Source organism: Sinorhizobium sp. GQ132 (assembly GCF_059758575.1).
The window spans coordinates 383,606-409,842 of record NZ_JCAXDX010000003.1; the positions used below are offsets into that span (position 1 = coordinate 383,606).

Genomic DNA, 26,237 nt, shown 5'->3' on the forward strand with positions numbered 1-26,237 from the left:
AGGTCCAACCCGTTACATCTTTCGACACAGGCTGTTTCCCCAGGGGACAGCCAGACGAGCGGATCTCCGGCAGTCACGCCGTTGGTCCGGCTCGGAGAAAGGTTTCGAAGCCGCCTGCCCCTGCAGGCGGGCTTCCTGAAAGAGAGAAGGCAAAGCGAATGTCCACGATCAAAACTTCCCGGCCCTCCTTGAAGACAGTGCTGAAGACAACGACGGTTGCGGGTGTCGCGGCCGTGCTGCTGACCACCGGCCTCCCGGCAGAGGTCACCAAGTCCTTCGCCGAAGCCGTCAGCGTGCCCGCTCCGGCTGTTCCAAGCTTCGCGAACGTCGTCGACGCCGTTTCTCCGGCGGTCGTCTCCGTCCGCGTGCAGGCACGTGAGCGCGTCAGCGACGATGGAAGCAACTTCACCTTCGATTTCGGCGGCCGCGGCTTCGAGGATCTGCCCGAAGACCATCCGCTGCGGCGCTTCTTCCGCGAATTCGGCCCCGGTGACGGCGACCGCGCGGATCGCTGGCGCGACCGTCGCGGCCCCCGCGGCGAGGGTCGTCTCCGTCCGCGGGCGCAAGGCTCCGGCTTCTTCATCACCGAGGACGGTTACCTCGTCACCAATAATCATGTCGTCTCCGACGGCTCGGCCTTCACCGTCATATTGAACGACGGTACCGAGCTCGATGCCAAGCTCGTCGGCAAGGACAGCCGGACCGATCTCGCCGTGCTCAAGGTCGACGACAAGCGCAAGTTCACCTATGTCAAGTTCGCCGACGACGAAAAGGTCCGCGTCGGCGACTGGGTGGTCGCCGTCGGCAACCCCTTCGGCCTCGGCGGCACGGTGACCGCGGGCATCATCTCCGCCCGGGGACGCGATATCGGTTCCGGTCCCTATGACGACTATCTGCAGGTCGACGCAGCGGTGAACCGCGGCAACTCCGGCGGCCCGACCTTCAACCTCGCAGGCGAAGTGGTCGGCATCAACACGGCCATCTTCTCGCCCTCCGGCGGCAATGTCGGCATCGCCTTCGCGATTCCCGCAACGGTCGCGAAAGACGTCGTCGACTCCTTGATGAAGGACGGCACGGTTTCGCGCGGCTGGCTGGGTGTCCAGATACAGCCGGTGACGAAGGACATCGCCGAGTCGCTCGGCCTGTCCGAAGCGAAGGGCGCCCTCGTCGTCGAACCTCAGGCAGGCTCGCCGGGTGAAAAGGCGGGCATCAAGAACGGTGACATCGTGACGGCCCTGAATGGCGAACCGGTCAAGGATCCGCGCGATCTTGCCCGTCGGGTTGCGGCATTGCGCCCCGGCTCCACCGCCGAGGTCACGCTGTGGCGTAGCGGCAAGTCGGAGACGGTCAAGCTCGAAATCGGCACGCTGCCGAGCGATACCAAGGAAACGCCGGCGACCAGCGAAGCGCAGCCCGATGAAGGTCAGGCAGGCGAGGAGGCGCTGGCAGACCTCGGCCTGACGGTAACCCCGTCGGACGACGACAGTGGCGTCACGATCACGTCCGTCGATCCGGACTCCGCCGCCAGCGATCGCGGCCTGAAGGAAGGCGAGAAGATCGTCTCCGTCAACAATCAGGACGTGAAATCGGCGGACGACGTTCTCAAGGTCATCAACAACGCCAAGAAGGATGGGCGGACCAAGGCTCTGTTCCAGATCGAGGCTCAGGAAGGCAGCCGCTTCGTCGCACTCCCCATCGCTCAGGGCTGAGACGCCGCAGGAAGGGGCGCGGACTTTCCGAACCCCGCTCCGACTTGGAAGGCGCCGCGACATCGAAAACATGTCGCGGCGCTTGGTGTTTCAAATCCCGTCAGCCGCAGCGGGCTGAAACCGGTTGAGACGAACGGAGGTCCGGGACTATGGTCACCCATATGAAGATTCTGATTGTTGAAGACGATCTGGAGGCCGCCGCCTATCTGGCCAAGGCATTCCGTGAGGCAGGCATCGTCTGCGATCACGCGAGCGACGGCGAGGCCGGCCTGTTCATGGCGAGCGAGAATGCCTACGACGTTCTCGTCGTGGACCGCATGCTTCCCCGCCGCGACGGTCTTTCGCTGATCACCGAACTGAGGCGCAAGGACATCCACACGCCCGTGCTCATTCTCTCCGCACTTGGGCAGGTGGACGACCGCGTCACCGGTCTGCGTGCCGGCGGCGACGATTACCTGCCGAAGCCCTACGCCTTCAGCGAGCTCCTCGCGCGTGTCGAGGTGCTCGGCCGCCGAAAGGGCGCACCCGAGCAGGACATGGTCTATCGCGTCGGCGATCTCGAACTCGACCGCCTGTCCCATTCAGTCCGGCGGCAGGGCAAGGAGATATCCTTGCAGCCGCGCGAATTCCGGCTGCTCGAATACCTCATGAAAAATGCCGGGCAGGTGGTGACGAGAACCATGCTGCTCGAAAACGTGTGGGACTACCACTTCGACCCCCAGACCAATGTGATCGACGTGCACGTCTCGCGCCTGCGCTCGAAGATCGAGAAGGATTTCGATCCTCCCCTGCTGCGGACGATCCGGGGCGCCGGATACATGATCAAGGACGACCGGACCACGGACACATGAGCAGGGTAAGCGTGCTGTTCAGGACGACCGCAGTCCGGCTTTCTGCGCTCTATCTGGTCCTCTTCTCCCTGTGTGCGGCCTTCCTCGTCTTCTACGTGACCGGCATGTCGGAGCGCCTCCTTCAGCAGCAGACGCGGGAAGCGATCGCCGCCGAAGTGGCGCAGATCGCCGGCGTATACGACCGGGCCGGCATCAACGGGCTGCTTCGCTCGCTCGAGCGCCGGGCACGTCAGCCGGGAGCCAATCTCTACGTCATTGCGGGTCCGAACGGAGAGATCCTCGCCGGAAACGTAGCCGCGCTGGAGCCGGGGCTGCTCGATGACGAAGGATGGAAATCCGAGCCGTTCCGTTACCGGCGCTTCACCGACGAGAGCCGCGCCGACAGGCATGTCGCCCTTGCCCAGGTCCTGATGCTCGACAACGGGTTGAGAGTCCTCGTCGGCCGCGACCTGCAGGAACCCGAAAAATTCCGTGCGCTCGTCCGTCAGGCGCTGATGGTCGCGCTCGGCATCATGGGGCTCGGTGCGCTGGTGATCTGGTTCGGCATCGGCCGCAACGCCCTGCGCCGGATCGACCGCATGTCGGAGGCGAGCACCAAGATCATGGCCGGCGACCTCTCGCAACGCTTGCCGACGAGCGGTTCCGGCGACGAGTTCGACCGTCTTTCGGAATCGCTGAACGCGATGCTCGAGCGCATCGAAAAGCTGAACGAAGGACTGAAACAGGTCTCGGACAACATAGCGCACGATCTCAAGACACCGCTGACGCGCTTGCGCAACAAGGCAGAGGCGGCGCTCGCCGATACCGAAGGGGGCAACCAGAGCGGTGCGCTCGAACAGATCATCGCCGAGTCCGATCAGCTGATTCGTACCTTCAACGCGCTTCTGATGATTTCCCGCGTCGAAGCCGGCTCCGCCGTCGCCGAGATGAACGAGGTCGACCTGGCGCAGATCGTGGCGGATTGCGTCGAACTCTACGAGCCGCTGGCGGAAGACAAGGAAATGCGCATCGAAGCGGAGGCGGCGGCGGGGGCGGCGATCTCCGGCAACCGCGAACTGATCAGCCAGGCGCTGGGCAACCTGATCGACAATGCAATCAAATATGCGGAAGGTGCCGAAAATCCGCTGATACGGGTTGAATTGAAGAGGAGCGCTCGTCACGTCGTGTTGACCGTTGCCGACCACGGGCCCGGCGTTCCGGAGAATATGCGCGGGGAGGTCGTCAAGCGTTTCGTTCGCCTGGACGAAAGCCGGTCGAAGCCGGGGACGGGCCTCGGCCTCTCGCTCGTCGAGGCCGTCATGGAGATGCACCGCGGCTCGCTGGAACTGTCGGCGACGGAGGAGGAAGGTCGGGGCCTGGCGGTGCGCATGGTTTTCCCGGCGGTTGCGACCTGATAAACCCATGACGGGAACCGAAGGGGGGATTGTGCATGGCGGAAGCGATCGAGCGGTCTTTGTCCGATATCGATGTGGTGGCGATTCGCCCGGCGAGCCAGGCGGACGCCAAAGCCGCCCTTTCCGTACTCAAGGATGCGGCGAAAGGCAGCGAGCAGATTGCCAAGCTCATTGCCTCGGACGCGCCGCTCAAGGATTTTCTCGTTGCCGCCTTCGCGCTTTCGCCATTCCTGCGGGACACGGCGCGTAGCCACCCGGCGATCCTCGAAGCATTGCTATCCGAGGCGCTGCCGGCGTTTTTGAAGCGCAGGATCGAGGCCGCAAGGGTGTCCTGGCGGGGCGATGCGCCCGGGGCGGCGCTGCCGGATGCCGAGATCATGACGCGATTGAGACGGGCGAAGCGCGAGGTCGCCTTCGCCGTCGCGCTTGCGGACCTTTCGCGGCTTTTCGGTGGACGTGAGACGACACGGTGGCTCAGCGATTTTGCAGAGGCGGCCGTTTCGGCGGCGATCGATCATCTGCTGCTCGGCGCGCATGAAAGCGGCAAGTTCGTGTTGAAGGACAGTTCCGCGCCGTCTACCGCCTCCGGCGTCGTCGTGCTTGGAATGGGTAAGCTCGGCTCCGGCGAGCTCAACTATTCTTCCGATATCGATCTTGTCGTCTTCTACGATCCGCAGTCGGGCATCATCACCAATCGCGACGATGCTCCGGAAACCTTCGCCCGGCTGTTGCGGCGCCTGATTCGCATCCTGCAGGAGAGAACCGGCGACGGCTATGTCTTCCGCACGGATCTGCGGCTCAGGCCAGACCCGGGCTCCACGCCGCTTGCCATCCCGGTCGAGGCGGCAATGCTCTATTACGAGAGCAGGGGGCAAAACTGGGAGCGCGCCGCCTTCATCAAGGCGCGGCCGATCGCGGGCGATCTGGAGGCGGGCGAACGCTTCCTCAAGGAACTGACGCCCTTCGTCTTCCGCAAGTACCTCGACTATGCGGCAATTGCCGACATTCACTCGATCAAGCGGCAGATCCATGCCCATAAGGGGCACGGAGAAATCGCCGTGAAGGGACACAACATCAAGCTTGGGCGCGGCGGCATCCGGGAGATCGAGTTCTTCGTTCAGACCCAGCAGCTGATCGCCGGCGGCCGCACGCCCGCGCTGCGTCTGCGCGAAACGGAAGCGATGCTGCGGATGCTCGCCGAGAGCGGCTGGATCGACGCGGCGACGGCCGAGGAGCTTACCGATGCCTATTGGTTCCTGCGCGACGTCGAGCACCGCATCCAGATGGTGCATGACGAGCAAACCCACCTCCTTCCGGAAACCGAGCCGGAGCTCAGGCGGATCGCCTATATGCTGGGCTTCGAGGATACGGCTTCCTTTTCGGATGCGCTGTCGCGCGTGCTGCGCGCGGTCGAGCGGCGCTATGCGCAGCTTTTCGAGCAGGAGGCGAAGCTATCCACCGAAACCGGAAACCTGGTCTTCACCGGTCAGCAGGACGATCCGGATACGCTCGAAACGCTGAAGAAGCTCGGTTTCCAGCGGCCGTCCGACATAGCGAATATCATTCGCACCTGGCACTACGGGCGCTATCGGGCAACGCAATCGGTCGAGGCGCGCGAGCGGCTGACGGAACTGACGCCGGAGCTTCTGCGCGTCTTCGGCGAAAGCAGGCGGGCGGACGAAGCGTTTCTGCGTTTTGACCACTTCCTCTCCGGTCTGCCCGCGGGGATCCAGCTCTTCTCGCTGCTCGGCAACAATCCCGGCCTCCTGTCGCTGATCGTCAATATCATGTCGTCGGCACCGCGCCTGGCGGACATCATCGCCGCCAAACCGCATGTCTTCGACGGCATGCTGGAGCCGGGGCTGCTTGCCGAACTGCCCACCAGGGATTATCTGGCGCCGCGCATCGCGACCTTCGTCGGCGCTGGCCGGCACTATGAGGAGGTGCTGGACCGCCTGCGCATCATCGCCGCCGAGCAGCGCTTCCTGATCGGTATCCGGCTGCTCACAGGCGCGATCACCGGCCTTCAGGCGGGGCGCGCTCTCACCGACCTTGCCGATCTGATCATTGCCGCCGCGCTCGATGCGGTTCTGGAGGAGGTCCGGTCGGCGCATGGACGTTTCCCGGGCGGGCGGGTCGCAATCGTCGGAATGGGCAAGCTCGGCAGTCACGAATTGACCGCCGGCTCCGATATCGATCTCATCCTGCTCTACGATTACGACGACGAAGTGCTCGAGTCCGACGGCGCCAAGCCGCTCGATCCGGTGCGTTATTTTACGCGGGTCACGCAGCGGCTGATCGCCGCGCTTTCCGCCCCGACCGCCGAGGGCATCCTCTACGACGTGGACATGAGGCTGCGACCCTCCGGGAACAAGGGGCCGGTTGCCACCCGCATAACCGCCTTCGCCAAGTACCAGCGAACGGAAGCCTGGACCTGGGAGCATCTGGCGCTGACGCGGGCGCGCTGCATCTGCGGCGACGAGAGCCTCGTCGGCGAAGCGGAGGCGATCTTTGCCGAGATCCTCACTGAAAAGCGCGACATCGCGAAGATCCGCAAGGACGTCGAGGAGATGCGCGGCCTGATCGACAAGGAGAAGCCGCCGAAGGACATCTGGGATTTCAAACTCATTCCCGGCGGATTGGTCGACATCGAGTTCATCGCCCAGTATCTCGCCCTGATCGCGCCGGCGAGGGGAGTGACGTCCCCTCCTGCCGGCACGCATACGCTCGAGGCGCTGAAGGCGCTCGGCGCCGGGATGATGAATGCGAACGATCTCGATACGGCCGCCGAAGCGCTCGTACTCTTCTCAGAGCTGTCGCAGCTCGTGCGCCTCTGCATCGATGGCGACTTCGATCCGAAGGAAGCGCCGGCCGGTCTCGTGGATCTCGTCTGCCGTGCCGGAGATTATCCGGATCTGACGCATCTCGAAGCCGACATTCGCCGTTTCTCGAAGGCCGTGCGCCGGATCTTCCAGGGGGTCGTCGCTGCAGCGTAAGCGGACGTAGTCAGCCGCGGTCGGGAATCCTGACCGATATGATGGTGCCGACATTCTCTGCCGAATGGATCTTCATCGTCCCGCCGTGAAGCCGCGTCAGCGAACGGGATATGGCGAGCCCGAGCCCGGAGCCGCCCTTGCTCTTGGCATATTGGCTCTGCACCTGCTCGAAGGGCTGGCCGATCTTCTGCAACGCGCCCTTGGGAATGCCGATGCCGGAATCGGCGATCGTCAGCGTGACGGCGCCCCTCACCTTGCGCGCCCGCAAGGAGATGCGGCCGCCTTCATTGGTGAACTTGACCGCATTGGAGAGGAGATTGAGCAGGACCTGCTTCATCGCCCGGCGGTCGGCGAACATCGTCAGGCCGGAGGATATTTGCTGAACCACGCGGATGTTCTTTCGCTCTGCCGGAATCGCCGTGAAACGAAGGGTCTCCTCGATGAGTGGCGCGAGATCGATCCCCTCGCGCGTGATGCGCATATGGCCGGCCTCGATCTTCGACATGTCGAGTATGTCGTTGATGACGTTGAGCAGATGCTTGCCGCTCTCGAAAATGTCGCGCGAATACTCGTGGTATTTCTCCGAGCCGAGGGGGCCGAACATCTGGTCCTGAAGGATTTCCGAAAAGCCGAGAATGGCGTTCAGCGGGGTGCGCAGCTCGTGCGACATGTTGGCGAGGAATTCGGACTTTGCCCGGTTCGCGGCTTCGGCGCGCTCTTTCTCCGCCTGATAGTTCGCGTTGGCGACGGAAAGTTCGGCCTTCTGCTGCTCGAGCGTTACGCGGGAGGCGGAGAGATCGCCGATGGTTGCCATCAGCCGCCGCTCCGATTCGCGCAGGCGAACTTGATGCCGCTTGAGGAGCGTGATGTCCGTGCCCACCGAGACGAGCCCGCCGTCGCGCGTGCGCCGCTCATTGATCTGCAGCCAGCGTTCGTCGGCAAGCTGAACCTCGCTCGTCTGCGAGTGATTGCTCCGGTCCGGATCGGCGACGCGCCTTTCGACAACGGGCCTTGCCGCCGCCGCATGGACGATCGTGCGTTCGGTGCCGGGCACCAGCACGTGGTCGGGCAACTGCCAGGCTTGCTGGTAATGGGTGTTGCACATCACCAGGCGATCGTGCTTGTCCCAGAGCACGAAGGCCTCCGAGGTGCACTCGATCGCGTCCGCCAGGCGCTGATCGGCCTCGGCGTAACGCTGCGCCAGCCTGTGTTGCTCGGTCACGTCCATCGCAATGCCGATCAGATGCGTCCGGCCCGACACGGTGCGGATCACCTGGGCACGCGCTCGAAGCCATACATAGTGGCCATCCGCATGGCGCATCCGGAACACCTGATCGATCTGGCGCTCGTTGCCTTTCGCGATCGCCCGAGCGACCCGGTATATGCCCCGGTCCTCGACGTGCATGAGACGGGCGGCATCGCCGAACGACAGCACGCTCGCGTCGCCCGGCATTCCGAGCATCTCGTACATCGAGCGGGACCAGAAGAGGCGCCGGTTGTCCAGATCGAAGTCCCAGAGGCCGCAGCGTCCGCGAGAGAGCGCCGTTTCGACGCGCAGGTTCGACTCGGCAAAGACCGCATCGGCATCTCGGGCGCGCTTTGCCTGGATGTAATAGGCATAGAGGACGACCATCAGGATCGCCGAAACGCCGGCAAACAGCGTGACGTTGAGTGAAATTTCGTCGCGCCAGGCCGCTTCGAATCTGGCGATCGACGTTGCCGCCAGAACCGCGCCGCCGGAATCCGGCAATTGCCGGAGCGCGATGAAATGCTCGATGCCGTCGATCGACGCTCTTACGACACCGGCACCCTCGCCATAATATTGCAGCGTCGCGACCTCGGGAGCGATTGCGGAGAGCGTGCGCCCGATGAGATGGACGCCATCCTGCGTCCCGGCAAAGACGCGTCCGTCCCTGCGGACCGTCAGCAGGAAAATTCCGGCGTCCAGGATTTCGGCAGGCAGAAGTTCGGCGAGCCGCCGTTCGACCTCCCAGCGGCGGCCATCGGCGAAGAGTTCCGATCCGCCGGTCTGGAAAACACCGGCTGCCGCTGCGGCCGCGAGGCTGACCGTCCGGCGGGAGGAGGCTTCCATGCGGGCATGCTCGTCCATGATGCCCGACATCCGTGAGATCGCCACGATGAGAAGAAAAGCGATAATAAGGACCGGGATGGACCGCTTGAGCATCGGCTCGGCCATTGCGAGCTTCTGCGAGGCCGGTTCGGCAAATATCTTTGCCTGCTCGATGAACTCCCGTTCGAGGCTCGAAAAGCCCGGAAACTTGAGTCGCAACCGCCCTTCGGCTGCGCTTCCCCGTCGCGCGTCCGCCATCTTATCCAATTTGTCGTCCTCGAAAAGCGATCCGCACGCGACCATGCCGCAAGGAACGCTTGATTCTTATCAGTCCGAAACGTCGATCCCGTCTTTATCGGTTTCCCGGAAGCGGGCGTTTCAGTGATTCGGCGCGCCGCTCGCCCGAATCTGACTCAATGAATCACAGGGCGATTCGCCTTGTCCAGAGGCAACGGTAAAGATTTGTTAACCATATTTCATCGTTGGGAAATGATAGCCGGACTGCCAGAGCCGATTTCAGGCCAGATCCACGACGGTTTCAGGTCGATCCGAACTGAAACCGTCGTGTTCGGCGGTCTGGTCAGTGCTTGTCTTTGAGCATGCGGTCGACGATGTCGCTGACATCGGCGGAAAGATTGGAGGCACACGCGATATCCTCGAGCGCGCTGCGGGCGTGGCCGGCCCGGATCTTTTCGAGCGACCGCCAGGAGCGCATCGACGTCAGAATACGCGCCGCAAGTTGCGGGTTGCGCGCATCGATGTCCAGAATCTGCCGGGCAAGGAAACGATAGCCTTCACCGTCGATGCGGTTGAAGCCGGTGGCATTCGCGAAGGCGAATGTGCCGACCAGTGAGCGAACGCGGTTCGGATTGCTGGCATTGAAGAGCGGATCCGACATCAGCGCCCGAACGCGGTCGAGCGTCGATGCTCCGGGAATCGTCGCCTGAATGGCGAACCACTTGTCGATGACCAGTGCGTTGTCGGCAAAGCGCTTCTTGAACGCGGCCAGGGCGTCCGCCGTCTCTTCGGCGCCCGGAAACCGATGCGCAAGAAGCGTCAGCGCCTGGCTGAGGTCGGTCATGTTGTTGGCGGATCGAAACGCATCAGCGGCTTTCTCAGGTCTTCCGTCGGCATAGACGAGATAGGTGAGCCCGGAATTGCGCAGCGCCCGCCGCCCGGCGCTGTCGGCATCGGGACGGAACGGGCCGGACAGAGACATTTCGTTCACCAGTCGCGCAAAGGTGTCTTTGCCGGCCGTGGCGATGGCGCCCAGAATAGCCTGGCGGCCGGCGTGAATGGCATCCGGGTCGTTATTGCCGCCGATTTCGCGGCCTATGTCGGTTTCGCTCGGCAGGGACAGCACTTGCGATCGGAACGCCGGCTCCAGTCGGTCGTCGCCGGCTGCTGCAAGCAGGGCGTCGACGAGCGCATCGTCACAGGCAACCGGCTGGCCGGCACGCGCTTCCGCTGCCGCCTTGACGAGATTGTCGAGGGCCATCGCGTTCAGCGCCTGCCAGCGTGCGAAGAGGTCGGTCTCGTGGCGTGCGATCAGCGCACGCTGCTCGGCGCTTTGCGTCAGATGCAGATTGACGGGCGCGGAGAAGCCGCGATTGAAGGAGGGGACCGGCTCTGATGGCATGCCGGAAAAGGTGATCGTCTGTTTGCGCTCGGTCAGGTGCAGTACGTCGCCGGTGATCTCGGCGCCGGAGACGTCCGAGGGCCTTGCCTCGCTTCCGTCCGGAAGCAGCAATCCGAAGCGGAGCGGGATATGCATCGGTGCCTTGCTGCTCTGCGCGGGCGTCGGCGGAACGGTCTGCTCCAACGATAGCGTGTATGTCTGGTTGGAGGCGTCATAGGTGCCCGAAGCGGTGACGAGCGGCGTTCCGGCCTGATGGTACCATAGCGAGAACTGCTTGAGGTCGCGGCCGCTCGCAGCCTCGAAGCAGGCGACGAAATCCTCGATCGTTACCGCCTGGCCGTCGTGACGCTCGAAGTAGAGGTCCATTCCCCTCTTGAAGTGGTCGCGGCCGAGGATCGTCGCGATCATCCGCGTGACCTCGGATCCCTTCTCGTAAACCGTCGTCGTGTAGAAATTATTGATTTCGCGGTATTGCGTCGGGCGCACCGGATGGGCGAGGGGGCCGGCATCCTCTGGGAACTGCTCGGATTTCAAGTGCCGCACTTCGGCGATCCGCTTCACGGCGCGCGAACGCATGTCGGCGGAAAACTCGTGGTCGCGATAGACGGTAAGGCCTTCCTTCAGGCAGAGCTGAAACCAGTCGCGGCAGGTGATGCGGTTGCCGGTCCAGTTGTGGAAATATTCGTGGGCGATGATCGCCTCGATATTGGCATAGTCCGCATCGGTCGCCGTCTCGGGATCGGCGAGCACGTATTTGTCGTTGAAGATGTTGAGCCCCTTGTTCTCCATGGCGCCCATGTTGAAATCGGAAACGGCAACGATCATGAAGATGTCGAGATCGTATTCGCGGCCGAAGACTTCCTCATCCCATTTCATCGACCGCTTCAGCGCATCCATGGCGTAGGCGGCACGCGGCTCCTTGCCGTGCTCGACATAGATCTTGAGCGCGACGTCGCGGCCGGAAGCGGTGGTGAAGGTGCCCTCGACGACGCCCAGATCGCCGGCGACGAGCGCGAACAGATAGCTCGGCTTCGGATGCGGATCGAACCAGGAAGCAAAATGACGGCCGTCACCCATGTCGGCGCCGCCGAGATAGTTGCCGTTCGAAAGCAGGAGCGGTGCGGAAGCCTTGTCCGCGATGATGTTGACGGTATAGACCGCCAGCACGTCGGGGCGATCCGGGAAGTAGGTGATGCGGCGGAAGCCTTCGGCTTCGCACTGGGTGCAATAGACGTCGCTCGTGCGGTAGAGGCCCATCAGCTTGGTGTTCGTCTCAGGCGACAAGGCCGTCGTGACGGTGATCTCGAAGGGCGCCGCTTCCGGCAGGCCACGAATGGTAAGCGTGTCGTCCGTCGCTTCATAGAGCGTGCCGGGAATCGCTTCCTGGTCGAGCAGCAGGCCGGTCATGGTGAGCTCGTCGCCGTCGAGAACGAGCGGTGCAGAGGGGCTGACGCCTTCGCGGCGATGGAAGATCATGCGCGCCTCGACCTTCGTTTCCCTCGGGTCGAGTTCGAAAGTCAGGTCCACCCTCTCGAGTACGAAATCGGTCGGCCGGTAGTTTTCCAGATGAACGATCTGGCCAGTGTTTGTCCGCATGGTCAGTCCTGCTTGCGCCTTCTTGCTCTTATGATTTGTAGAGGGCGCTCGTGATGGTGAAAAGCCAAGATCCGAGATTTACGCACGAATGTGGTGCCGGCGACAGTACATCCGGCAGCAAAAACGCAGGGCCACTCCCGCCTCTTATTGACCGAAGGTTTATCGGAGCGGCACTAACAAGAACTAAATCCGTGACGATTTTTTCGGGCTTGCTAAATAACCTGCAGGCCCATTTTTCTCCGGCAACAACCTTTGCATATGCGGGCGAATTCATCACGAAAAAACCAGCTCCATCACGAAATTTGATCCAACATGCTGCGCAAGCACGGCTAAGGTGGCGTGGTCCTTTCGCGGCCTTGCCGCCGCGTCCTCCCGTTTCTGTTGGCCTTCCGACCGGTTCGCCGATGTCAGTTTGAAAAGTTGCGTTTCATGGATGCGGACGATGTGAGCCCGATGAAGGGGATTGTGCTCAAGGTGCTCTCCGTCGTCGTCTTCGTGTGCATGTCGACCTGCATCAAGGCTGCGGGCGACGATATCCCCACCGGCCAGATCACCTTCTATCGCTCGGCTTTTGCGATGGTGCCGATCCTTGGATTTCTGGCATGCCGTGGCGCATTGCGGGACGCGTTCAGGACCAATGATATCACCGGACACCTGGTGCGCGGCTTTGTCGGCATTCTCGCCATGAGTTGCGGCTTTTACGGTCTCGTCCATCTGCCGCTGCCGGAGGCGATTGCGATCGGCTATGCCATGCCACTGCTCGCCGTGGCTTTCGCAGCAATTTTTCTGGGCGAGATCGTGCGGCTCTATCGCTGGTCTGCGGTGTTTGTCGGGCTCGTCGGCGTGTTTATCATCTCCTGGCCGCGGCTCACGCTGTTCAACGAAGGGGGCTTCGGGTCGGCCGAGGCCAAGGGTGCGGTCGCCGTACTGCTTTCGGCAGCGCTCGGGGCAACGGCGATGGTGCTCGTGCGCAAGCTCGTGCAGAAGGAGCGCACGCACACCATCGTCCTCTACTTCTCCCTCTCGGCCGCGGTGTTCTCGCTTGCGACGCTGCCTTTCGGCTGGTCCGAGATTTCCTGGCAGACCTTCGTTCTCCTGACGATCGCCGGCTTTTGCGGCGGCGTCGGGCAGATCCTGCTGACGGAGAGCTATCGCCACGCCGATATGTCGACGATCGCTCCCTTCGAATACACGTCGATCGTGCTCGGCATAGTCATCGGCTACTTCCTCTTCGGCGATGTGCCCACCCTGACCATGCTTGCCGGGACGGCGATCGTCGTCGGCGCGGGCATCTTCATCATCTACCGGGAGCATCGGCTGGGACTGGAACGCAAGGGCGCGCGCAAGCACGTGACGCCGCAGGGATAAAGGGATGTGCTACTCGGCGCGTTGCTCCCAGGCAGGAACGGTATCGTCCTCGATGAGTTCGCCTGCGTCCTGCTGTGCGAGCGGACCGGTGACGTCGGGACCGGGGGTCGGCAGCACCGTGGTCGCCTGAAAATCGGTCTTCGCGACGAGGCCGTCATGCTGTTCGCGCTGAAGGATGCGCCATGCGGCATAGCCGCTGTAGAGTGCAAAATACACGGCAAGCGCGATGAACAGTGCGACGGGGCCAAACCGGTCCATGACCGGACCGACCATCAGCGGACCGGAGATCGTGCCGAGGCCGTAGGTGATCATCAGCCCGGATGAAATCTCCACATATTCGTCGGGGCGGGCAAGGTCGTTGGCATGCGCGACGTTCAGCGCGTAGATCGGGAAGAGGACCGTGCCGATGCAGGCGGCGAGCGCATAGAGAACCGGCGGACTGCTCGCAATCGAAACGGACATGGCAAGGCACGACACGACGCCGGCGATGCCGCAGGCAACCATGACGATGCGCCGGTCCATCCGGTCCGAGGCGCGGCCGATCGGGACCTGCGAGATCGCGCTGCCGGCCAGAAGCGACGCGAGTAGCGTCGCTCCCTCGCCGGTCGAAAGGCCGATCTTCTGGGTGAAGACGCCGCCGAGATTGAGCCACGCGCCCGAGAGCGCACCGGCGAGAAAGCCGCCGACGACAGCGACCGGCGAGCGGCGATAGAGTGCGGGGATATCGAAATTTGCCCGTGCCGGGGGGGCCGGCATCGGCGAGGAGGAAAGGGCGGTCGGCAGCAGGGCGAGCGAGAACAGCACGCCGCAAAGGATGAAAAGGGAGGTGTTGCTCGGATCGCCGAGCGGCACCAGGTACTGTCCGCCGATCGTGCCGACCATGCTGGTGATGAGATAGAGCGAGAAGAGCAGGCCGCGATTGTCGTTCGTCACCCGCTCGTTCAGCCAACTCTCGATGACGAGATAGCTTCCGGCAATCGCAAAGCCCGACACGGCACGGAAGCCGATCCAGGCGCGCCAATCGACGACGAGCCCGCACATCAGGATCGCGATGGAAAGGAGCGTTATCAGGGCTGTGAAGACGCGGACATGGCCGACGCGCAGGACGAATTTAGGCGTGACGATGCAGGAAAGGGTGAACCCTAGCGTGTAGCCGGTCGCGAAGATCGAGATGGTGAGGGTCGACCAGCTCTCCGCCACGGAGCGTACAGGGATGACATAGCTCTGCAGCCCGAAGGCGACCATCATCAGGAAGGTCGAGAGCATCAGGCTGAAAACGGAAGCGAAGTTCGCCAGCATCGGCGCTCCTGGAGAGGGGATTAAGGAGCGGCTTCGTTTCGGCTTCGGCCGATGAACTTCGTCACTCCGTCAAAACGAATCGAGAGTGGCTGTAACGAAGTTCCGGGGCGCTGTCGATTGCGACAGGGAATGGTGAAATGGCGCAACCGGAAAGGCTGGAGCGGGATGAGAAAGTGTGTGCGGATTTCCGCCCCCATCCCGCGTTCGACCAATGGGAAGCGATCACGTTGGTTTTCAGGTCGGTCCGGACCCAAACGTGACCTATCTCGGCAGCAACTGGCTCGCCGCGCCGTGATCGGCGCGCCGTCCGTCGCTGGCGAGGCTCAGGCGGCTGTACTCGCGAGATGCGCGGACTGCGGTGCGAATGTCGGAGATCGTGTCGACGAGACCGCGAATGCTGTCGAGCGGCTTGGACATGATCGTTCTCTCCTGCAGTCTTTCCGGCGCAGAGCGTTCAGCGCTGGATGAATTCGGCGAAGATCTGAGCCGGGCGGGTCGTCCGCGCGAGACCGATTGCTGTCAGCTGCTCGTTGGCAGCCGACCCGAAGCTGTTGGACGGCGCGCGCGAGGAGGCACCGGCGTAGCGGAGCGTCTCGAAGCTGCTGTGAATCGGGCGATAGCGGGCAGTCATGGTTCAAATCCTTATCCATTCCTCCCGTCGTGCTATATTGCGGCGCAGCATTGGTTTTGCAATGCGCTAAAACGCCGCTCAGACATGCGCAAATCGCATGGCTTTTTTCACACCTCGTTCATAAATCGAGCAGTTGGATCAGCCGAGGCGCGACTTGAACGCCAGCAGGTCCAGCCAGGCAAAGCGCTTGTTGACAGGAGCGGCGACAAGGTCCTGCGGATGCAAGGTGGCGAGCGTTGGAATGCGGGTGCCGCCAAAGGTGAGCTCTCGCCATTCGCCGCGCAGTTGATGGATCGTTTCGCCGCCGAAGAAGAAGCGGGCGGTGAAGTTGCCGAGCAGAAGCAACTGCTTGGGTTCGGCCAGCGCGATCTGACGCTCGATGAACGGCCGGCAGATATCCGCCTCGCGAGCGCTCGGAACGCGGTTTCCCGGTGGCCGCCAGGGCACGGCATTGGCAAGAAGCACGTCCTCGCGCGAAAGGCCGATGCCGGACAGCATGCGTTCGAGCATCTCGCCGTGCCGTCCCGCAAAGGGGCGGCCGTCGCGGTCGTCATCCGCATAGGGCATCGGACCGATGATCATGACTCCCGAAGCAGCACTGCCTTCGGCAAAGACGAGGTTGCGTGCGCTGTTCCTGAGGTTGCAGCCGGCAAAGGCCTCCATGGCCGTACGCAGCTCTCCCAGCGATCGCGCGGCATCGGCGACGAACTGCGCCTCCTTGATGGCCTGCTCGTCCGGTATCGCAACCGCCGGAGGGGATGCCGGAGGCGCGGGGCGACGCTCGCGCGAGGTGGCGGCAAGGGGAGCAGGCTGCTGCGGTTCGACTGCGGTCGCGCTGGTTTGCGGCACGGCGCGGCTTTGCGCGCGCCTGATTCTCATCGCCTCGAATTCAGCGAGCCGATCGACCGGTTCTTCTTCGAGGAGCCACTCGACACCCGCCTCCGCATGGAAGGCGAGAAGGGCAGCGAGTTCGGAGCGGGAGAGGTCGTTGGCCGAGATCATGGGGCGAATGTAACAGATCGGTGGGAGTGGTCCACTGCACGTTCCTCAAATCTGTAGCGGCAGGGACCGCCTTCAGGCCGCCGCTGTCCAGGCCGCAATGTCGTCGCGCTCGCCGATGAGCGCCAGGCCATGGGCGATCGACAGGAGCTCGCCGCCGCTCTCGATGCGCTCTTTGCCGAAGCGGTTCTCGAAGAGACGGCGAACCGCCGGCACGAAGGACGTCCCGCCGGTGAGAAACACCTTGTCGATCCCGTCCGGTTTTGTCGCAGACGTTGAAAGGACCTCGTCAAGCGCCTCCTCGATGCGGGCAAGGTCAGGCGCAATCCAGGCTTCGAACTCGTCCCGGTGAACGGTACGGCGTGCGCGCTCGCCCAGCGGCGCAAAGGCGAATTCGGTCTCCTCAGCCTGCGAGAGCCGCATCTTGGTGGCCGAGACCGCCTGATAGAGTGGATAGCCTTCGTCATGCTCGATGAGCTCCACGAAGGACTCCAGCTTTTCTGGCTCCAGGCTTGCGCGCACCAGTTTTTTCAATTCGGTGAAATCTCTCAACGTCTTGAAGATCGAAAGCTGGTTCCAGCGGCCGAAATTCGCGTAGTAGCTCGACGGCACCTCAAGCAGCTTGTCGAAGCTCTTGAACAGACTCCCCTTTCCGATGAGCGGCGAGACGATGTTGTCGATAATCCGGAAGTCGAAATGGTCTCCGGCGATGCCGACGCCGGAATGTCCGATCGGCGTTGCCGTCAGTCGACCGGCCTGGCTCTCGAACCGGATGATCGAGTAGTCGGTAGTGCCGCCGCCGAAGTCGGCGACGAGCACCGTCGCGTCCCGATCGAGGTTGCGCGCGAAATAGAAGGCGGCCGCGACCGGTTCGTACACGTAATGGACTTCGGGAAAACCCATGCGGGTAAGCGCGCGATTGTAGCGTTCGAGGGCCAGTTTCTCGTTCGGATTGGCGCCCGCAAACTGCACGGGACGGCCGATGACGACACGCCTGAAGGTGGGCTCCCAGTTACTGCCGGCATAGTCCCTGAGCCGCGTCAGGAAACGCTGCATCAGGTCCTCGAACTCGTAGCGCTTCCCGAAGATCAGCGTGCCCTGGAAGAGCGCGCTCGCGGCAAAGGTTTTGATCGACTGAAGGAAGCGGCATTCGCCCGGATTGTCGATGAATTCGCGGATTGCCGCCTGTCCTGCTTCGACTTTCAGGGGCGAGGGACCGGCATCCTTCAGGAAAGAGAGCGCCGTGCGCGTCGTGTCCGATCTCCCGACCGGGCTTTCCACGACGATGGAGCGCGTCGAGGCGCCTTCGGCCTGAGCCAGTACCGAATTGGTCGTGCCGAAGTCGAGGCCTAGGGCGAACGCCATGATCGTCTCCGTCTTGTCGGTGATGCGGCTTGCGGGGTGGGGCGGGCCTCCTCGCATGCGAGCGCTGCAAAAGCAAGCTGTCGATCGGCCGGATCCGCCCAAATGCATTTACGTTTACGTTCAAGTAACATAGTAATCTCATGAACTCATGCGCAAATGCAGAGACAGTCTGTCGCATCCCGGCTCGACAAGGTTTACGGCATTTGTCATGACGGGATGATTTGGCCGGGAACGGAGCCGGCACAAGACCGGCAGAACTGGAGAGTGTAATGACCGAGCAACAAGAACTCCCCGAACGCGAGAGCATGGAATTCGACGTCGTGATCGTCGGGGCGGGACCGGCTGGTCTTGCGGCTGCGATCCGGCTGAAGCAGGTCAATCCGGAACTCTCGGTCGTGGTTCTGGAGAAGGGCGCCGAAGTGGGCGCGCATATCCTCTCCGGCGCCGTGGTCGACCCGATCGGCATCGACCGGCTCTTGCCCGGCTGGCGCGACGAACCGGACCACCCGTTCAAGACGGAAGTCACCGACGACCAGTTTCTCTTTCTCGGCCCCGCCGGCTCGGTCCGCCTTCCCAATTTCCTGATGCCGCCGCTGATGAACAATCACGGCAACTACGTCGTCTCCCTCGGCAATGTCTGTCGCTGGCTCGCCACCCAGGCGGAAGCGCTCGGCGTCGAAATCTATCCGGGCTTTGCCGCGACCGAGGTCCTCTACAATGACGAGGGCGCGGTGATCGGCGTTGCCACCGGCGACATGGGCATCGAGCGCAACGGCGAGCCGGGGCCGAACTTCGCCCGCGGCATGGAGCTGCTCGGAAAGTACACCCTCATCGGCGAGGGCGTGCGCGGCTCGCTCGCCAAGCAGCTGATCGCCAGATACAAGCTCGACGAGGGGCGCGACGTGCCGAAATTCGGCATCGGCCTAAAGGAACTCTGGGAGGTGAAGCCGGAAAATCATAGGCCCGGCCTCGTGCAGCATTCCTTCGGTTGGCCGCTCGGCATGAAGACCGGCGGCGGGTCCTTCCTCTATCACCTCGAGGACAATCTGGTCGCCGTCGGTTTCGTCGTCCATCTCAACTACAAGAACCCGTATCTCTATCCGTTCGAGGAGTTCCAGCGCTTCAAGACGCATCCGGCGATCCGCGGCACCTTCGAGGGCGGCAAGCGGCTCTCCTATGGCGCGCGCGCGATTACCGAGGGCGGCTACCAGTCGGTGCCGAAGCTTTCCTTCCCCGGCGGGGCTCTGATCGGCTGCTCGGCCGGCTTCGTCAACGTGCCGCGCATCAAGGGCAGCCACAATGCGGTGCTGTCGGGCATTCTCGCGGCGGAGAAACTCGCCGAGGCGATCGCCCACGGCCGCGCCAATGACGAGCCGATCGAGATCGAGCGCGGCTGGCGCGAGAGCGCCATCGGCCAGGACCTGAAACGGGTCCGCAACGTCAAGCCGCTGTGGTCGAAGTTCGGCACCGCTGTCGGCGTGGCGCTCGGCGGTCTGGACATGTGGACCAACCAGCTCTTCGGCTTTTCCTTATTCGGCACGCTGAAGCACGGCAAGACCGATGCGCAATCGCTCGAGCCGGCCGCCAAGCACGAGAAGATCGACTATCCGAAGCCGGATGGCGTGCTGACCTTCGACCGGCTCTCCTCGGTGTTCCTGTCGAACACCAATCACGAGGAGGACCAGCCGGTGCATCTTCAGGTGAAGGATTGGGATCTGCAGAAACGCTCGGAATACGAGGTCTATGCCGGCCCGTCTTCGCGCTACTGTCCGGCCGGCGTCTATGAATGGGTGGAGAAGGACGGCGAGCCCACCTTCGTCATCAACGCCCAGAACTGCGTCCACTGCAAGACCTGCGATATCAAGGACCCGAACCAGAACATCAACTGGGTGCCGCCACAAGGGGGCGAAGGGCCGGTCTACCCGAACATGTGATGTTCGGAGAAGGCGGACCCGCACGGACTCCCGTGATGAGAAGGGGGCGAAGGGCCGGTCTATCCGAACATGTGAATGTTCGGAGAGGCGGCTCGCACGGACTCCCGCCATGAGAAGGGGGCGAAGGGCCGGTCTATCCGAACATGTGAACGTTCGGAGAGCCAGTTCGAACGCGCCCTGTCCGAACACGCAATTGCACTTCCCGAAAGGCCGGCGAGCGTTCGCCGGCCCTTTCGCATGTCCTTATAAGTCGTCCAGCTTCCGACGTGGATGATGGGGGTCGCCGGCAAATGAATTTAAAAAAGGGGGTTAAACCCATCAATTATTTGTGTAGTTTGACAAACGGCAGGAATGTCAGCCGCTGACGCAAATGGGAAAGTGTTCGCCGGAAAGACACGATAGCAATGTGGGAGGTACCGGTCCGAACAGGTATCGGTTGACCCGCGAGTTGTCGCGCCCCGGCATCGGATCGGGGCGGGTGCTTGTTCCGTTCACTGTCAGCAGCTGCGGTGAGGCTGGCAGTCCGCCATAGAGACACCGCCAAAACACAGAGGGAGCCGAAATGAAAAAACTTCTTGCAACGACATGCCTGGCCGCCGGTCTTTTGGGACTCGGCAGCGCGGCATCGGCGGCGGAATGCGGCGATGTGACGATTGCCAATATGAACTGGCAGAGCGCCGAAGTCCTGGCGAGTGTGGACAAGTTCATTCTGACCGAAGGCTACGGCTGCAGTGCGGAGCTCGTCGTCGGCGACACGGTGCCGACCATCACGTCGATGATCGAGAAGGGCGAGCCGGACATCGCGCCGGAGGGCTGGGTCGACCTGCTGCCGGACGTGGTGAACCGCGGCCTCGAAGAAGGCAAGCTCGTAGGCGCCGCAGTCGCGCTTTCGGATGGCGCCGTACAGGGCTGGTGGGTTCCGAAATACATCGTCGATGCCAACCCGGACATCAAGACGATCGACGACGTCCTGAAGCATAAGGAACTCTTCCCCGATCCGGAGGATCCGAGCAAGGGCGCGATTTTCAACGGTCCTCAAGGGTGGGGCGGCACGGTCGTGACGACGCAGCTTTACAAGGCCTATGGTGCCGAGGCGGCGGGCTTCACGCTGGTCGATACCGGCTCGGCGGCCGGCCTCGACGGCTCGATTGCCAAGGCCTATGAGCGCAAGCAGGGCTGGGTCGGCTACTACTGGGCTCCGACGGCGCTGCTCGGCAAGTACGAGATGGTCAAGCTCGAGCATGGCGTCCCCAACGACATGGCCGAATGGAAGCGCTGCAATACGGTTGCGGATTGCCCGGATCCGAAGAAGAACGATTGGCCGAAGGACAAGGTCCAGACACTGGTAACCAAGGAATTCGCCGACCGCGCCGGCCCGGCCATGGAGTATCTCAACACCCGCGCCTGGACGAACGACACGGTCAACAAGCTCATGGCCTGGATGACCGACAATCAGGCGAGCGGCGAGGAAGGCGCGAAGCACTTCCTCGAGGAAAACCCGGACCTCTGGACCAAGTGGGTCTCGCCCGAAGTCGCCGAGAAGATCAAGGCTGCCCTCTGATCGACTCGCCTCGAATGAACGGCGCGCGTAAAAGCGCGCCGTTTTTTGTTTTCTGCTGCGTAGTTTTCGAAGGAAGGCGCAAGATTTCGTTCACCGCATGTCGGTTTGAGAATAAGATTGCGCGGCTTCATCGTTTACACCGCGCGTTAGCGTTAAAAGGCAGGCGGCAAAGCAATAACAACCATAAGCCGCCCATAAGAGTGCGAAGGGGAATCGACACATGGAATGGCTGACCAAATTTCCGCACATGGACGACGATCGGCTTCGGCAGTTGAAGAAGATAATCGACGAAGGGTTCCGTAGCTTCACACGCGCCTATGGCGACGCGATCGAATCGTTCTTCGACCCGCTCCAGTTCTTCCTGATCCACGCCGAACGGTTCATGACACGAACGCCATGGCCGATCATTCTCATACTGATTGCCGTGATCGCCTGGTTTGCCAGCCGCAACTGGAAGATCGTTGCCGGCGCCGTCGGTACCCTGCTCCTCATCGGCTATCTCGATATGTGGGACGACACGATGAAGACGATCTCGATGATCTTCGTCTGTACGGTCCTGTCGATAGCGATCGGCATACCGATGGGCATCATCATGTCGCGTTCCGATCGTTTCCAGAACATCGTCAATCCGGTGCTCGACGTGATGCAGACGATGCCGAGCTTCGTCTATCTCATTCCCGTCGTGATGCTTCTCGGCATAGGCAAGGTTCCGGGGCTTATAGCCGTCGTCATCTACGCGATCCCGCCGATGATCCGCCTCACCAATCTCGGAATCCGGCTGGTCGACAAGGATGTGCTGGAGGCGGCGGACGCCTTCGGCTCGTCGAACTGGCAGAAGCTGAAGAACGTGCAGATGCCGCTGGCGCTGCCGACGATCATGGCGGGGATCAACCAGACCATCATGATGGCGCTCGCCATGGTCGTCATCGCCTCGATGATCGGCGTTCAGGGCCTGGGTCAGCCGGTCTTGAAGGCGATCGCCAACCAGTATTTCACGCTCGGCATCTTCAACGGCCTCGCCATCGTCGGAATCGCGATCATTTTCGACCGGGTGAGCCAGGCTTACGGGCGCCGGCTCCAGCGCCACCGCGAAATCATTCACGGATAGAAGCTCCAAAACTTCCCCTCCCCAACCCCTCCCACTGTGGCACTTGTGGGGGGGTGGGGAGGGCCTTGCAGACGGCCCACGAAGCCGTTCGAGTCACGCTCGCTTGATCGCTTCGTTGAAACTTCCGTACGCCGAAGCGGCCGGCGATAAGGCCGCCTGCACTTTTCGTCGCACAGCTCTGGAAACCCCCGCTGCCGCTCTTATCTGAGAAGCTGAACGCACTCGCATGACGGAGGCAGCAGCCCTTGAAAGTCAAAGCCATCTTCAATCGAGATGGGGGAACTTTCCGTACGACGGACATGGATGCCTACAGCAGGAAGGTCGAGGAGGACTTTCGGGCGGCCGGCCACGAGATCGAGATCGCAGTGGTCGCAGCGGATGAGATGCGGGACGCGTTGGAGACGGCTTGCGGACGGGACGATCTCGACGCGATCGTCGCCGGCGGCGGCGACGGCACGATTTCGGCGGCGGCAGGCGTGGCCTGGAAAACCGGCATGCCGCTGGGCATCGTTCCCGCCGGGACGATGAATCTCGTCGCGCGCTCCCTGAAGCTGCCGCTCGATATCTGGAAGGTCCCGGAGGTGCTGGCCAATGGCCGAATCATCGATGCCGACATAGGCAGCGCTGACGGCCGCGCATTCGTGCATCAGTTCTCGATGGGGCTCCACGCCCGCATGGTGCGCTATCGTCAGTCCTATCGGTTCGCGTCGCGACTCGGGAAGATCAGCGCCAGCGTACGTGCCGCCATCGGGGTAATCTTCAACCCGCCGGATTTCGAGATCGAATTCGACGCGGACGGGCACCGCGAGCGCCGGCATGTTTCGGCGATTTCCGTTTCGAACAACCATTTCGGCCACGACACGCTGATGTATGCGGAAGACCTGACAAGCGGCCACCTGGGCTTCTACACGGCGCCGCCGCTAAGCCCTGCGGGCGTGGCGAAGCTCTCCTTCGACATCCTGCGCGGAAAGTTCAGGAGCAGCACGCTGATCAGCGAGATGAGCGCTCTGACGGTCGACCTGCACTTTCCGAAGGTGGATCGGAAGATCAACTGCGTCATCGACGGCGAGCTTATCCCGATCAGAAGCGGCAAGGTCGCATTGCGCGTTCACCCCGGTGAATTGAAGCTGCTGGTCGGCTCGCAGGAGAGCAATTTCGGGAACCCCGTGTAGCGGCTTTCCGCGCGTCTATTCCGAGACCCAGATATAGCTGAAGCTGTAGCGGTCCTCGCCGGTCCCGTAGAGATAGGGTAGCGCGAGGTGGCGCGGTGCCGCGGCCGCGTCGGGAATGCCAAGTGCGGAGAGAGCGTTCCGCAACAGGTCGGGAACGGGTGCTTCCGGCTGTGCGTCGTCATGCCAGACCGCGAGAAGGGGCCTTTTCGACATATCGACCGGAAGTGCATTCGAGGGGCTTGGCATCGTGACCTGTGCTCCGCTGAACTGCATTCGGAGATTTCCCGCGATCTGCTTGTCATTGGCCAGGATAAGCGCCGGCTGGCCTTCTGCCTGTGCCACCGCTTCGGCCAATGCGGAGTAGGGTATGTTCAGCCTCGAATAGTCACCAAACCACGGCCGCACGACGGCTCGCGCCGACACGAGCACGAGTGCGCCCAGCGCGATGACTAAGACCAGCAGGAAGAAGCGCCTGAGGCTGTCTGTAAGGTCGATATTCGCCGCCTCGATCTTCAGACAGAGATAAAGCGGAATGAGAACGAGGAAGAGGACCAGCCACTTTTCGCGCACATGCGTGGCGGCGACGCCGAGTACGACCAGCAGGACCGCGATCAGGCAAAGGGCGAGCATCCGCCCGACGATCCTGCTCCACTGGCTTTCCGCCTGCCAGATCGCGCGGAACTTGCCGCGGAAGACGAGGCCGAATACGAGCAGCGGCACCAGGCTGCCGCCGATGATGGCGGAGCCGAGCGAGTAGACGCCGTAAAAGGCCTGAAGCAGCAATCCCTCCGCCTCGCGCTCCCGCATCTCGTTCAAGGTCCCACCCGAGGCGAAACCGAAATTCTGCAGCACCCAGTAGGCGTGGGGCAGAACGATGAGCGTTGCTACCGCAATCGCCGGCAGAATGCGCCAGTCGAGTATCCGCGCCCGCAGCTCCCGTTCCGGCAAAACGGCGACGATCGCCGCGACCGGCACGAGGACGAAGTTGTACTTCGCCATCAGGCCGATACCCACCGCAATGCCGGTGAGAATATAGGAGAAAAGGCTGGGCCGCTTCAGCGTCTTCAGGAAGCTGTAGAGAAACAGCGAGACGGCGAAGAGGGCTGCGACCGTGTGGGAAAGATCGCGCTGTGCGAGTAGAAAGATCGGGGGCAGCGTAAGAACGCCGAGCATTGCGATCGGGGGCAGACGGCGGTCGGCCAGTACCAGCCGTGCCGCAAGGCCGTAGAACAGACAGCAGAGAAATAGGAGCCCGTTCTTGAGGATGGTCATCGTCGCCAGCGAGGTCCCGATCACCTCTGCCAGTCCATATTGCAGCCAGTTGTAGAAGGGCGGCTGCGGTCCGTATCCGAGGGCGAGGAACTGAGACAGAAATGCCTGTTCCGCCTCGTCGATTTCCAGTGAGCTCGAGACGGAGACCCGCAGGATGATGCACAGCAGGAAATAGCCGGCAACCGCCAGGACGACCGCTCCAGGCCGTCGATTGACCGCTTCAATCATGCGGCTGCTCCCGCTCGAAAGTCTGGCGCACGATGTAGCTCGTCATTTCATCGTCGCGGAAATAGGCGCGCGCCATCATCTCCGAGAGAATGCCGGTGGTGATCAGCTGGACCGAAGAGAGGAACAGCATGACGCCGACGATCAGCATCGGACGGGTGCCGATGTCGTTGCCGAAGATGAACTTGTCTATTGCAAGATAGAGAAGGATCAGCACACTGAGACCGCCGGCGGCCAGGCCGATGGAGCCGAAAAAGTGCCCCGGCCGCGCCTTGTAGCGCATGAAGAACAAGACCGCGAGCAGATCGAGAATAACCCGGAACGTGCGCGAGATCCCGTACTTCGAGCTGCCGTAATGCCGCGGGTGATGGGTCACCGGCATCTCGCCGATCCGACTGCTCGGCACGACACCCGCCACCCAGGCCGGAATGAAGCGGTGCATTTCCCCCATCAGCTTCACCTGCTTGATGATGGAACCGCGATAGATCTTCAGGCTGCAGCCATAGTCGTGCAATCTCACGCCCGTGATCTTGCCGATCAGAACGTTGGCGCACCAGGACGGGATCTTCCTCAGAATCAGTGCATCGCGTCGGTTTTGCCGCCAGCCGACAAGGAGATCGAGCCCGCGCTCTTCTATCGCCGCGACCATGTTGGGAATGTCCGCCGGATCGTTCTGAAGGTCGCCGTCGAGCGTCGCGATCAGCCGGCCGGAGGCCGCGTCGATCCCCGCCTGCATTGCGGCCGTCTGGCCGAAATTCTTCTGGAGCTCGATGATCTTCAGTTGCAGGTCGGGGTGTGAAAGCTCCTTGCGCGCGTTCGGCAGGGTTCGGTCCGTGCTGCCGTCGTCGACGAGGATGAGTTCCCATGACTTCAGGAACCCGGCCATTGCCGCCCGGATGCGCGTGACGAGCGGTCCGACGCTCTCCTCCTCGTTGAACACCGGCACGACTATGGAGAGCTCGACACCCTCCAGGACTTCGGTCATCGGCTTCACGGGTTCTTCGATGCGATTCAAGAGGGCAGTCTCCGGTGGGCTGGCAGGTTTTC

Annotated in this window: 18 protein-coding genes; 9 read left to right on the forward strand and 9 right to left on the reverse strand. The window is 62.5% G+C overall.

Annotation, left to right across the window (positions count from 1 at the left end):
- Positions 1-158 precede the first annotated feature (158 nt).
- The 4 genes from AC6CIG_RS10145 to AC6CIG_RS10160 all read left to right on the forward strand — a co-directional run bounded on the left by AC6CIG_RS10145 (position 159) and on the right by AC6CIG_RS10160 (position 6,950).
- Complete coding sequence (locus tag AC6CIG_RS10145) at positions 159-1,709, forward strand: Do family serine endopeptidase (protein WP_127712289.1); 1,551 nt, start codon at positions 159-161, stop codon at positions 1,707-1,709.
- A 149-nt stretch (positions 1,710-1,858) separates the two neighbouring features.
- The gene (locus AC6CIG_RS10150) at positions 1,859-2,560 is read left to right on the forward strand and encodes a response regulator transcription factor (RefSeq protein ID WP_498322672.1); all 702 of its coding nucleotides are present in this window, start codon (positions 1,859-1,861) and stop codon (positions 2,558-2,560) included.
- On the forward strand, positions 2,557-3,954 hold the full coding sequence (locus AC6CIG_RS10155; RefSeq protein ID WP_018094562.1) for a sensor histidine kinase: 1,398 nt from the start codon (positions 2,557-2,559) through the stop codon (positions 3,952-3,954). Before AC6CIG_RS10150 ends, AC6CIG_RS10155 begins: the two co-directional genes overlap by 4 nt.
- Before the next feature lie 35 nt (positions 3,955-3,989).
- Positions 3,990-6,950 (forward strand): bifunctional [glutamine synthetase] adenylyltransferase/[glutamine synthetase]-adenylyl-L-tyrosine phosphorylase, encoded by a 2,961-nt coding sequence (locus AC6CIG_RS10160; protein WP_437408394.1) that lies wholly within the window; start codon positions 3,990-3,992, stop codon positions 6,948-6,950.
- Between the two features lie 10 nt (positions 6,951-6,960).
- Here the strand turns inward: AC6CIG_RS10160 and AC6CIG_RS10165 are convergent, their stop codons facing one another.
- Positions 6,961-9,288, reverse strand: coding sequence for a PAS domain-containing sensor histidine kinase (locus tag AC6CIG_RS10165; protein WP_437408395.1), 2,328 nt, complete (start codon positions 9,286-9,288; stop codon positions 6,961-6,963).
- 313 nt (positions 9,289-9,601) lie between these two features.
- Positions 9,602-12,256 (reverse strand): aminopeptidase N, encoded by a 2,655-nt coding sequence (pepN, locus tag AC6CIG_RS10170; protein WP_437411643.1) that lies wholly within the window; start codon positions 12,254-12,256, stop codon positions 9,602-9,604.
- 429 nt (positions 12,257-12,685) lie between these two features.
- Here pepN and AC6CIG_RS10175 point away from each other — a divergent pair, with 429 nt between their 5' ends.
- Positions 12,686-13,624, forward strand: a complete 939-nt coding sequence (locus tag AC6CIG_RS10175; protein WP_437408397.1) for a DMT family transporter — start codon at positions 12,686-12,688, stop codon at positions 13,622-13,624.
- A 9-nt stretch (positions 13,625-13,633) separates the two neighbouring features.
- Here the strand turns inward: AC6CIG_RS10175 and AC6CIG_RS10180 are convergent, their stop codons facing one another.
- The 5 genes from AC6CIG_RS10180 to AC6CIG_RS10200 all read right to left on the reverse strand — a co-directional run bounded on the left by AC6CIG_RS10180 (position 13,634) and on the right by AC6CIG_RS10200 (position 17,918).
- Positions 13,634-14,923 carry an MFS transporter gene (locus AC6CIG_RS10180; RefSeq protein ID WP_275596568.1) on the reverse strand — a complete coding sequence of 430 codons (1,290 nt, stop codon included), beginning with the start codon at positions 14,921-14,923 and terminating at the stop codon, positions 13,634-13,636.
- A 261-nt stretch (positions 14,924-15,184) separates the two neighbouring features.
- On the reverse strand, positions 15,185-15,340 hold the full coding sequence (locus tag AC6CIG_RS10185; protein WP_018094568.1) for a hypothetical protein: 156 nt from the start codon (positions 15,338-15,340) through the stop codon (positions 15,185-15,187).
- Positions 15,341-15,377: 37 nt separating this feature from the next.
- Complete coding sequence (locus tag AC6CIG_RS10190) at positions 15,378-15,554, reverse strand: hypothetical protein (protein ID WP_018094569.1); 177 nt, start codon at positions 15,552-15,554, stop codon at positions 15,378-15,380.
- 138 nt (positions 15,555-15,692) lie between these two features.
- A complete protein-coding gene (locus AC6CIG_RS10195) occupies positions 15,693-16,556 on the reverse strand; it encodes a uracil-DNA glycosylase (protein ID WP_437408398.1) in 864 nt (287 codons plus the stop codon).
- Positions 16,557-16,628: 72 nt separating this feature from the next.
- Complete coding sequence (locus tag AC6CIG_RS10200) at positions 16,629-17,918, reverse strand: Hsp70 family protein (RefSeq protein ID WP_437408399.1); 1,290 nt, start codon at positions 17,916-17,918, stop codon at positions 16,629-16,631.
- A gap of 269 nt (positions 17,919-18,187) precedes the next feature.
- On the opposite strand from AC6CIG_RS10200, the gene AC6CIG_RS10205 reads away from it, so the two are divergent.
- The 4 genes from AC6CIG_RS10205 to AC6CIG_RS10220 all read left to right on the forward strand — a co-directional run bounded on the left by AC6CIG_RS10205 (position 18,188) and on the right by AC6CIG_RS10220 (position 23,693).
- A complete protein-coding gene (locus tag AC6CIG_RS10205; protein ID WP_127712296.1) occupies positions 18,188-19,852 on the forward strand; it encodes an electron transfer flavoprotein-ubiquinone oxidoreductase in 1,665 nt (554 codons plus the stop codon).
- Positions 19,853-20,414: 562 nt separating this feature from the next.
- Positions 20,415-21,413 (forward strand): ABC transporter substrate-binding protein, encoded by a 999-nt coding sequence (locus AC6CIG_RS10210; protein WP_018094573.1) that lies wholly within the window; start codon positions 20,415-20,417, stop codon positions 21,411-21,413.
- Positions 21,414-21,633: 220 nt separating this feature from the next.
- Positions 21,634-22,521: an ABC transporter permease gene (locus AC6CIG_RS10215; protein ID WP_018094574.1), complete on the forward strand. Its 888-nt coding sequence runs from the start codon at positions 21,634-21,636 to the stop codon at positions 22,519-22,521.
- A gap of 245 nt (positions 22,522-22,766) precedes the next feature.
- Positions 22,767-23,693 carry a diacylglycerol/lipid kinase family protein gene (locus AC6CIG_RS10220; RefSeq protein ID WP_437408808.1) on the forward strand — a complete coding sequence of 309 codons (927 nt, stop codon included), beginning with the start codon at positions 22,767-22,769 and terminating at the stop codon, positions 23,691-23,693.
- A 15-nt stretch (positions 23,694-23,708) separates the two neighbouring features.
- Here AC6CIG_RS10220 and AC6CIG_RS10225 read toward each other — a convergent pair whose 3' ends face one another.
- Both AC6CIG_RS10225 and AC6CIG_RS10230 read right to left on the reverse strand, forming a co-directional pair.
- Positions 23,709-25,193, reverse strand: coding sequence for an ArnT family glycosyltransferase (locus tag AC6CIG_RS10225; protein ID WP_437408809.1), 1,485 nt, complete (start codon positions 25,191-25,193; stop codon positions 23,709-23,711).
- Positions 25,186-26,205 (reverse strand): glycosyltransferase family 2 protein, encoded by a 1,020-nt coding sequence (locus AC6CIG_RS10230; protein WP_437408810.1) that lies wholly within the window; start codon positions 26,203-26,205, stop codon positions 25,186-25,188. The genes AC6CIG_RS10225 and AC6CIG_RS10230 overlap by 8 nt, the downstream gene beginning before the upstream one ends.
- Positions 26,206-26,237: the final 32 nt, after the last annotated feature.

Coding starts and splice junctions, on each gene's coding strand:
- AC6CIG_RS10145 (WP_127712289.1), top strand. CDS start 159: ATGTCCACGATCAAAACTTCCCGGCCCTCCTTGAAGACAGTGCTGAAG.
- AC6CIG_RS10150 (WP_498322672.1), top strand. CDS start 1,859: ATGGTCACCCATATGAAGATTCTGATTGTTGAAGACGATCTGGAGGCC.
- AC6CIG_RS10155 (WP_018094562.1), top strand. CDS start 2,557: ATGAGCAGGGTAAGCGTGCTGTTCAGGACGACCGCAGTCCGGCTTTCT.
- AC6CIG_RS10160 (WP_437408394.1), top strand. CDS start 3,990: ATGGCGGAAGCGATCGAGCGGTCTTTGTCCGATATCGATGTGGTGGCG.
- pepN (WP_437411643.1), bottom strand. CDS start 12,256: ATGCGGACAAACACTGGCCAGATCGTTCATCTGGAAAACTACCGGCCG.
- AC6CIG_RS10175 (WP_437408397.1), top strand. CDS start 12,686: ATGGATGCGGACGATGTGAGCCCGATGAAGGGGATTGTGCTCAAGGTG.
- AC6CIG_RS10180 (WP_275596568.1), bottom strand. CDS start 14,923: ATGCTGGCGAACTTCGCTTCCGTTTTCAGCCTGATGCTCTCGACCTTC.
- AC6CIG_RS10185 (WP_018094568.1), bottom strand. CDS start 15,340: ATGTCCAAGCCGCTCGACAGCATTCGCGGTCTCGTCGACACGATCTCC.
- AC6CIG_RS10190 (WP_018094569.1), bottom strand. CDS start 15,554: ATGACTGCCCGCTATCGCCCGATTCACAGCAGCTTCGAGACGCTCCGC.
- AC6CIG_RS10195 (WP_437408398.1), bottom strand. CDS start 16,556: ATGATCTCGGCCAACGACCTCTCCCGCTCCGAACTCGCTGCCCTTCTC.
- AC6CIG_RS10200 (WP_437408399.1), bottom strand. CDS start 17,918: ATGGCGTTCGCCCTAGGCCTCGACTTCGGCACGACCAATTCGGTACTG.
- AC6CIG_RS10205 (WP_127712296.1), top strand. CDS start 18,188: ATGACCGAGCAACAAGAACTCCCCGAACGCGAGAGCATGGAATTCGAC.
- AC6CIG_RS10210 (WP_018094573.1), top strand. CDS start 20,415: ATGAAAAAACTTCTTGCAACGACATGCCTGGCCGCCGGTCTTTTGGGA.
- AC6CIG_RS10215 (WP_018094574.1), top strand. CDS start 21,634: ATGGAATGGCTGACCAAATTTCCGCACATGGACGACGATCGGCTTCGG.
- AC6CIG_RS10225 (WP_437408809.1), bottom strand. CDS start 25,193: ATGATTGAAGCGGTCAATCGACGGCCTGGAGCGGTCGTCCTGGCGGTT.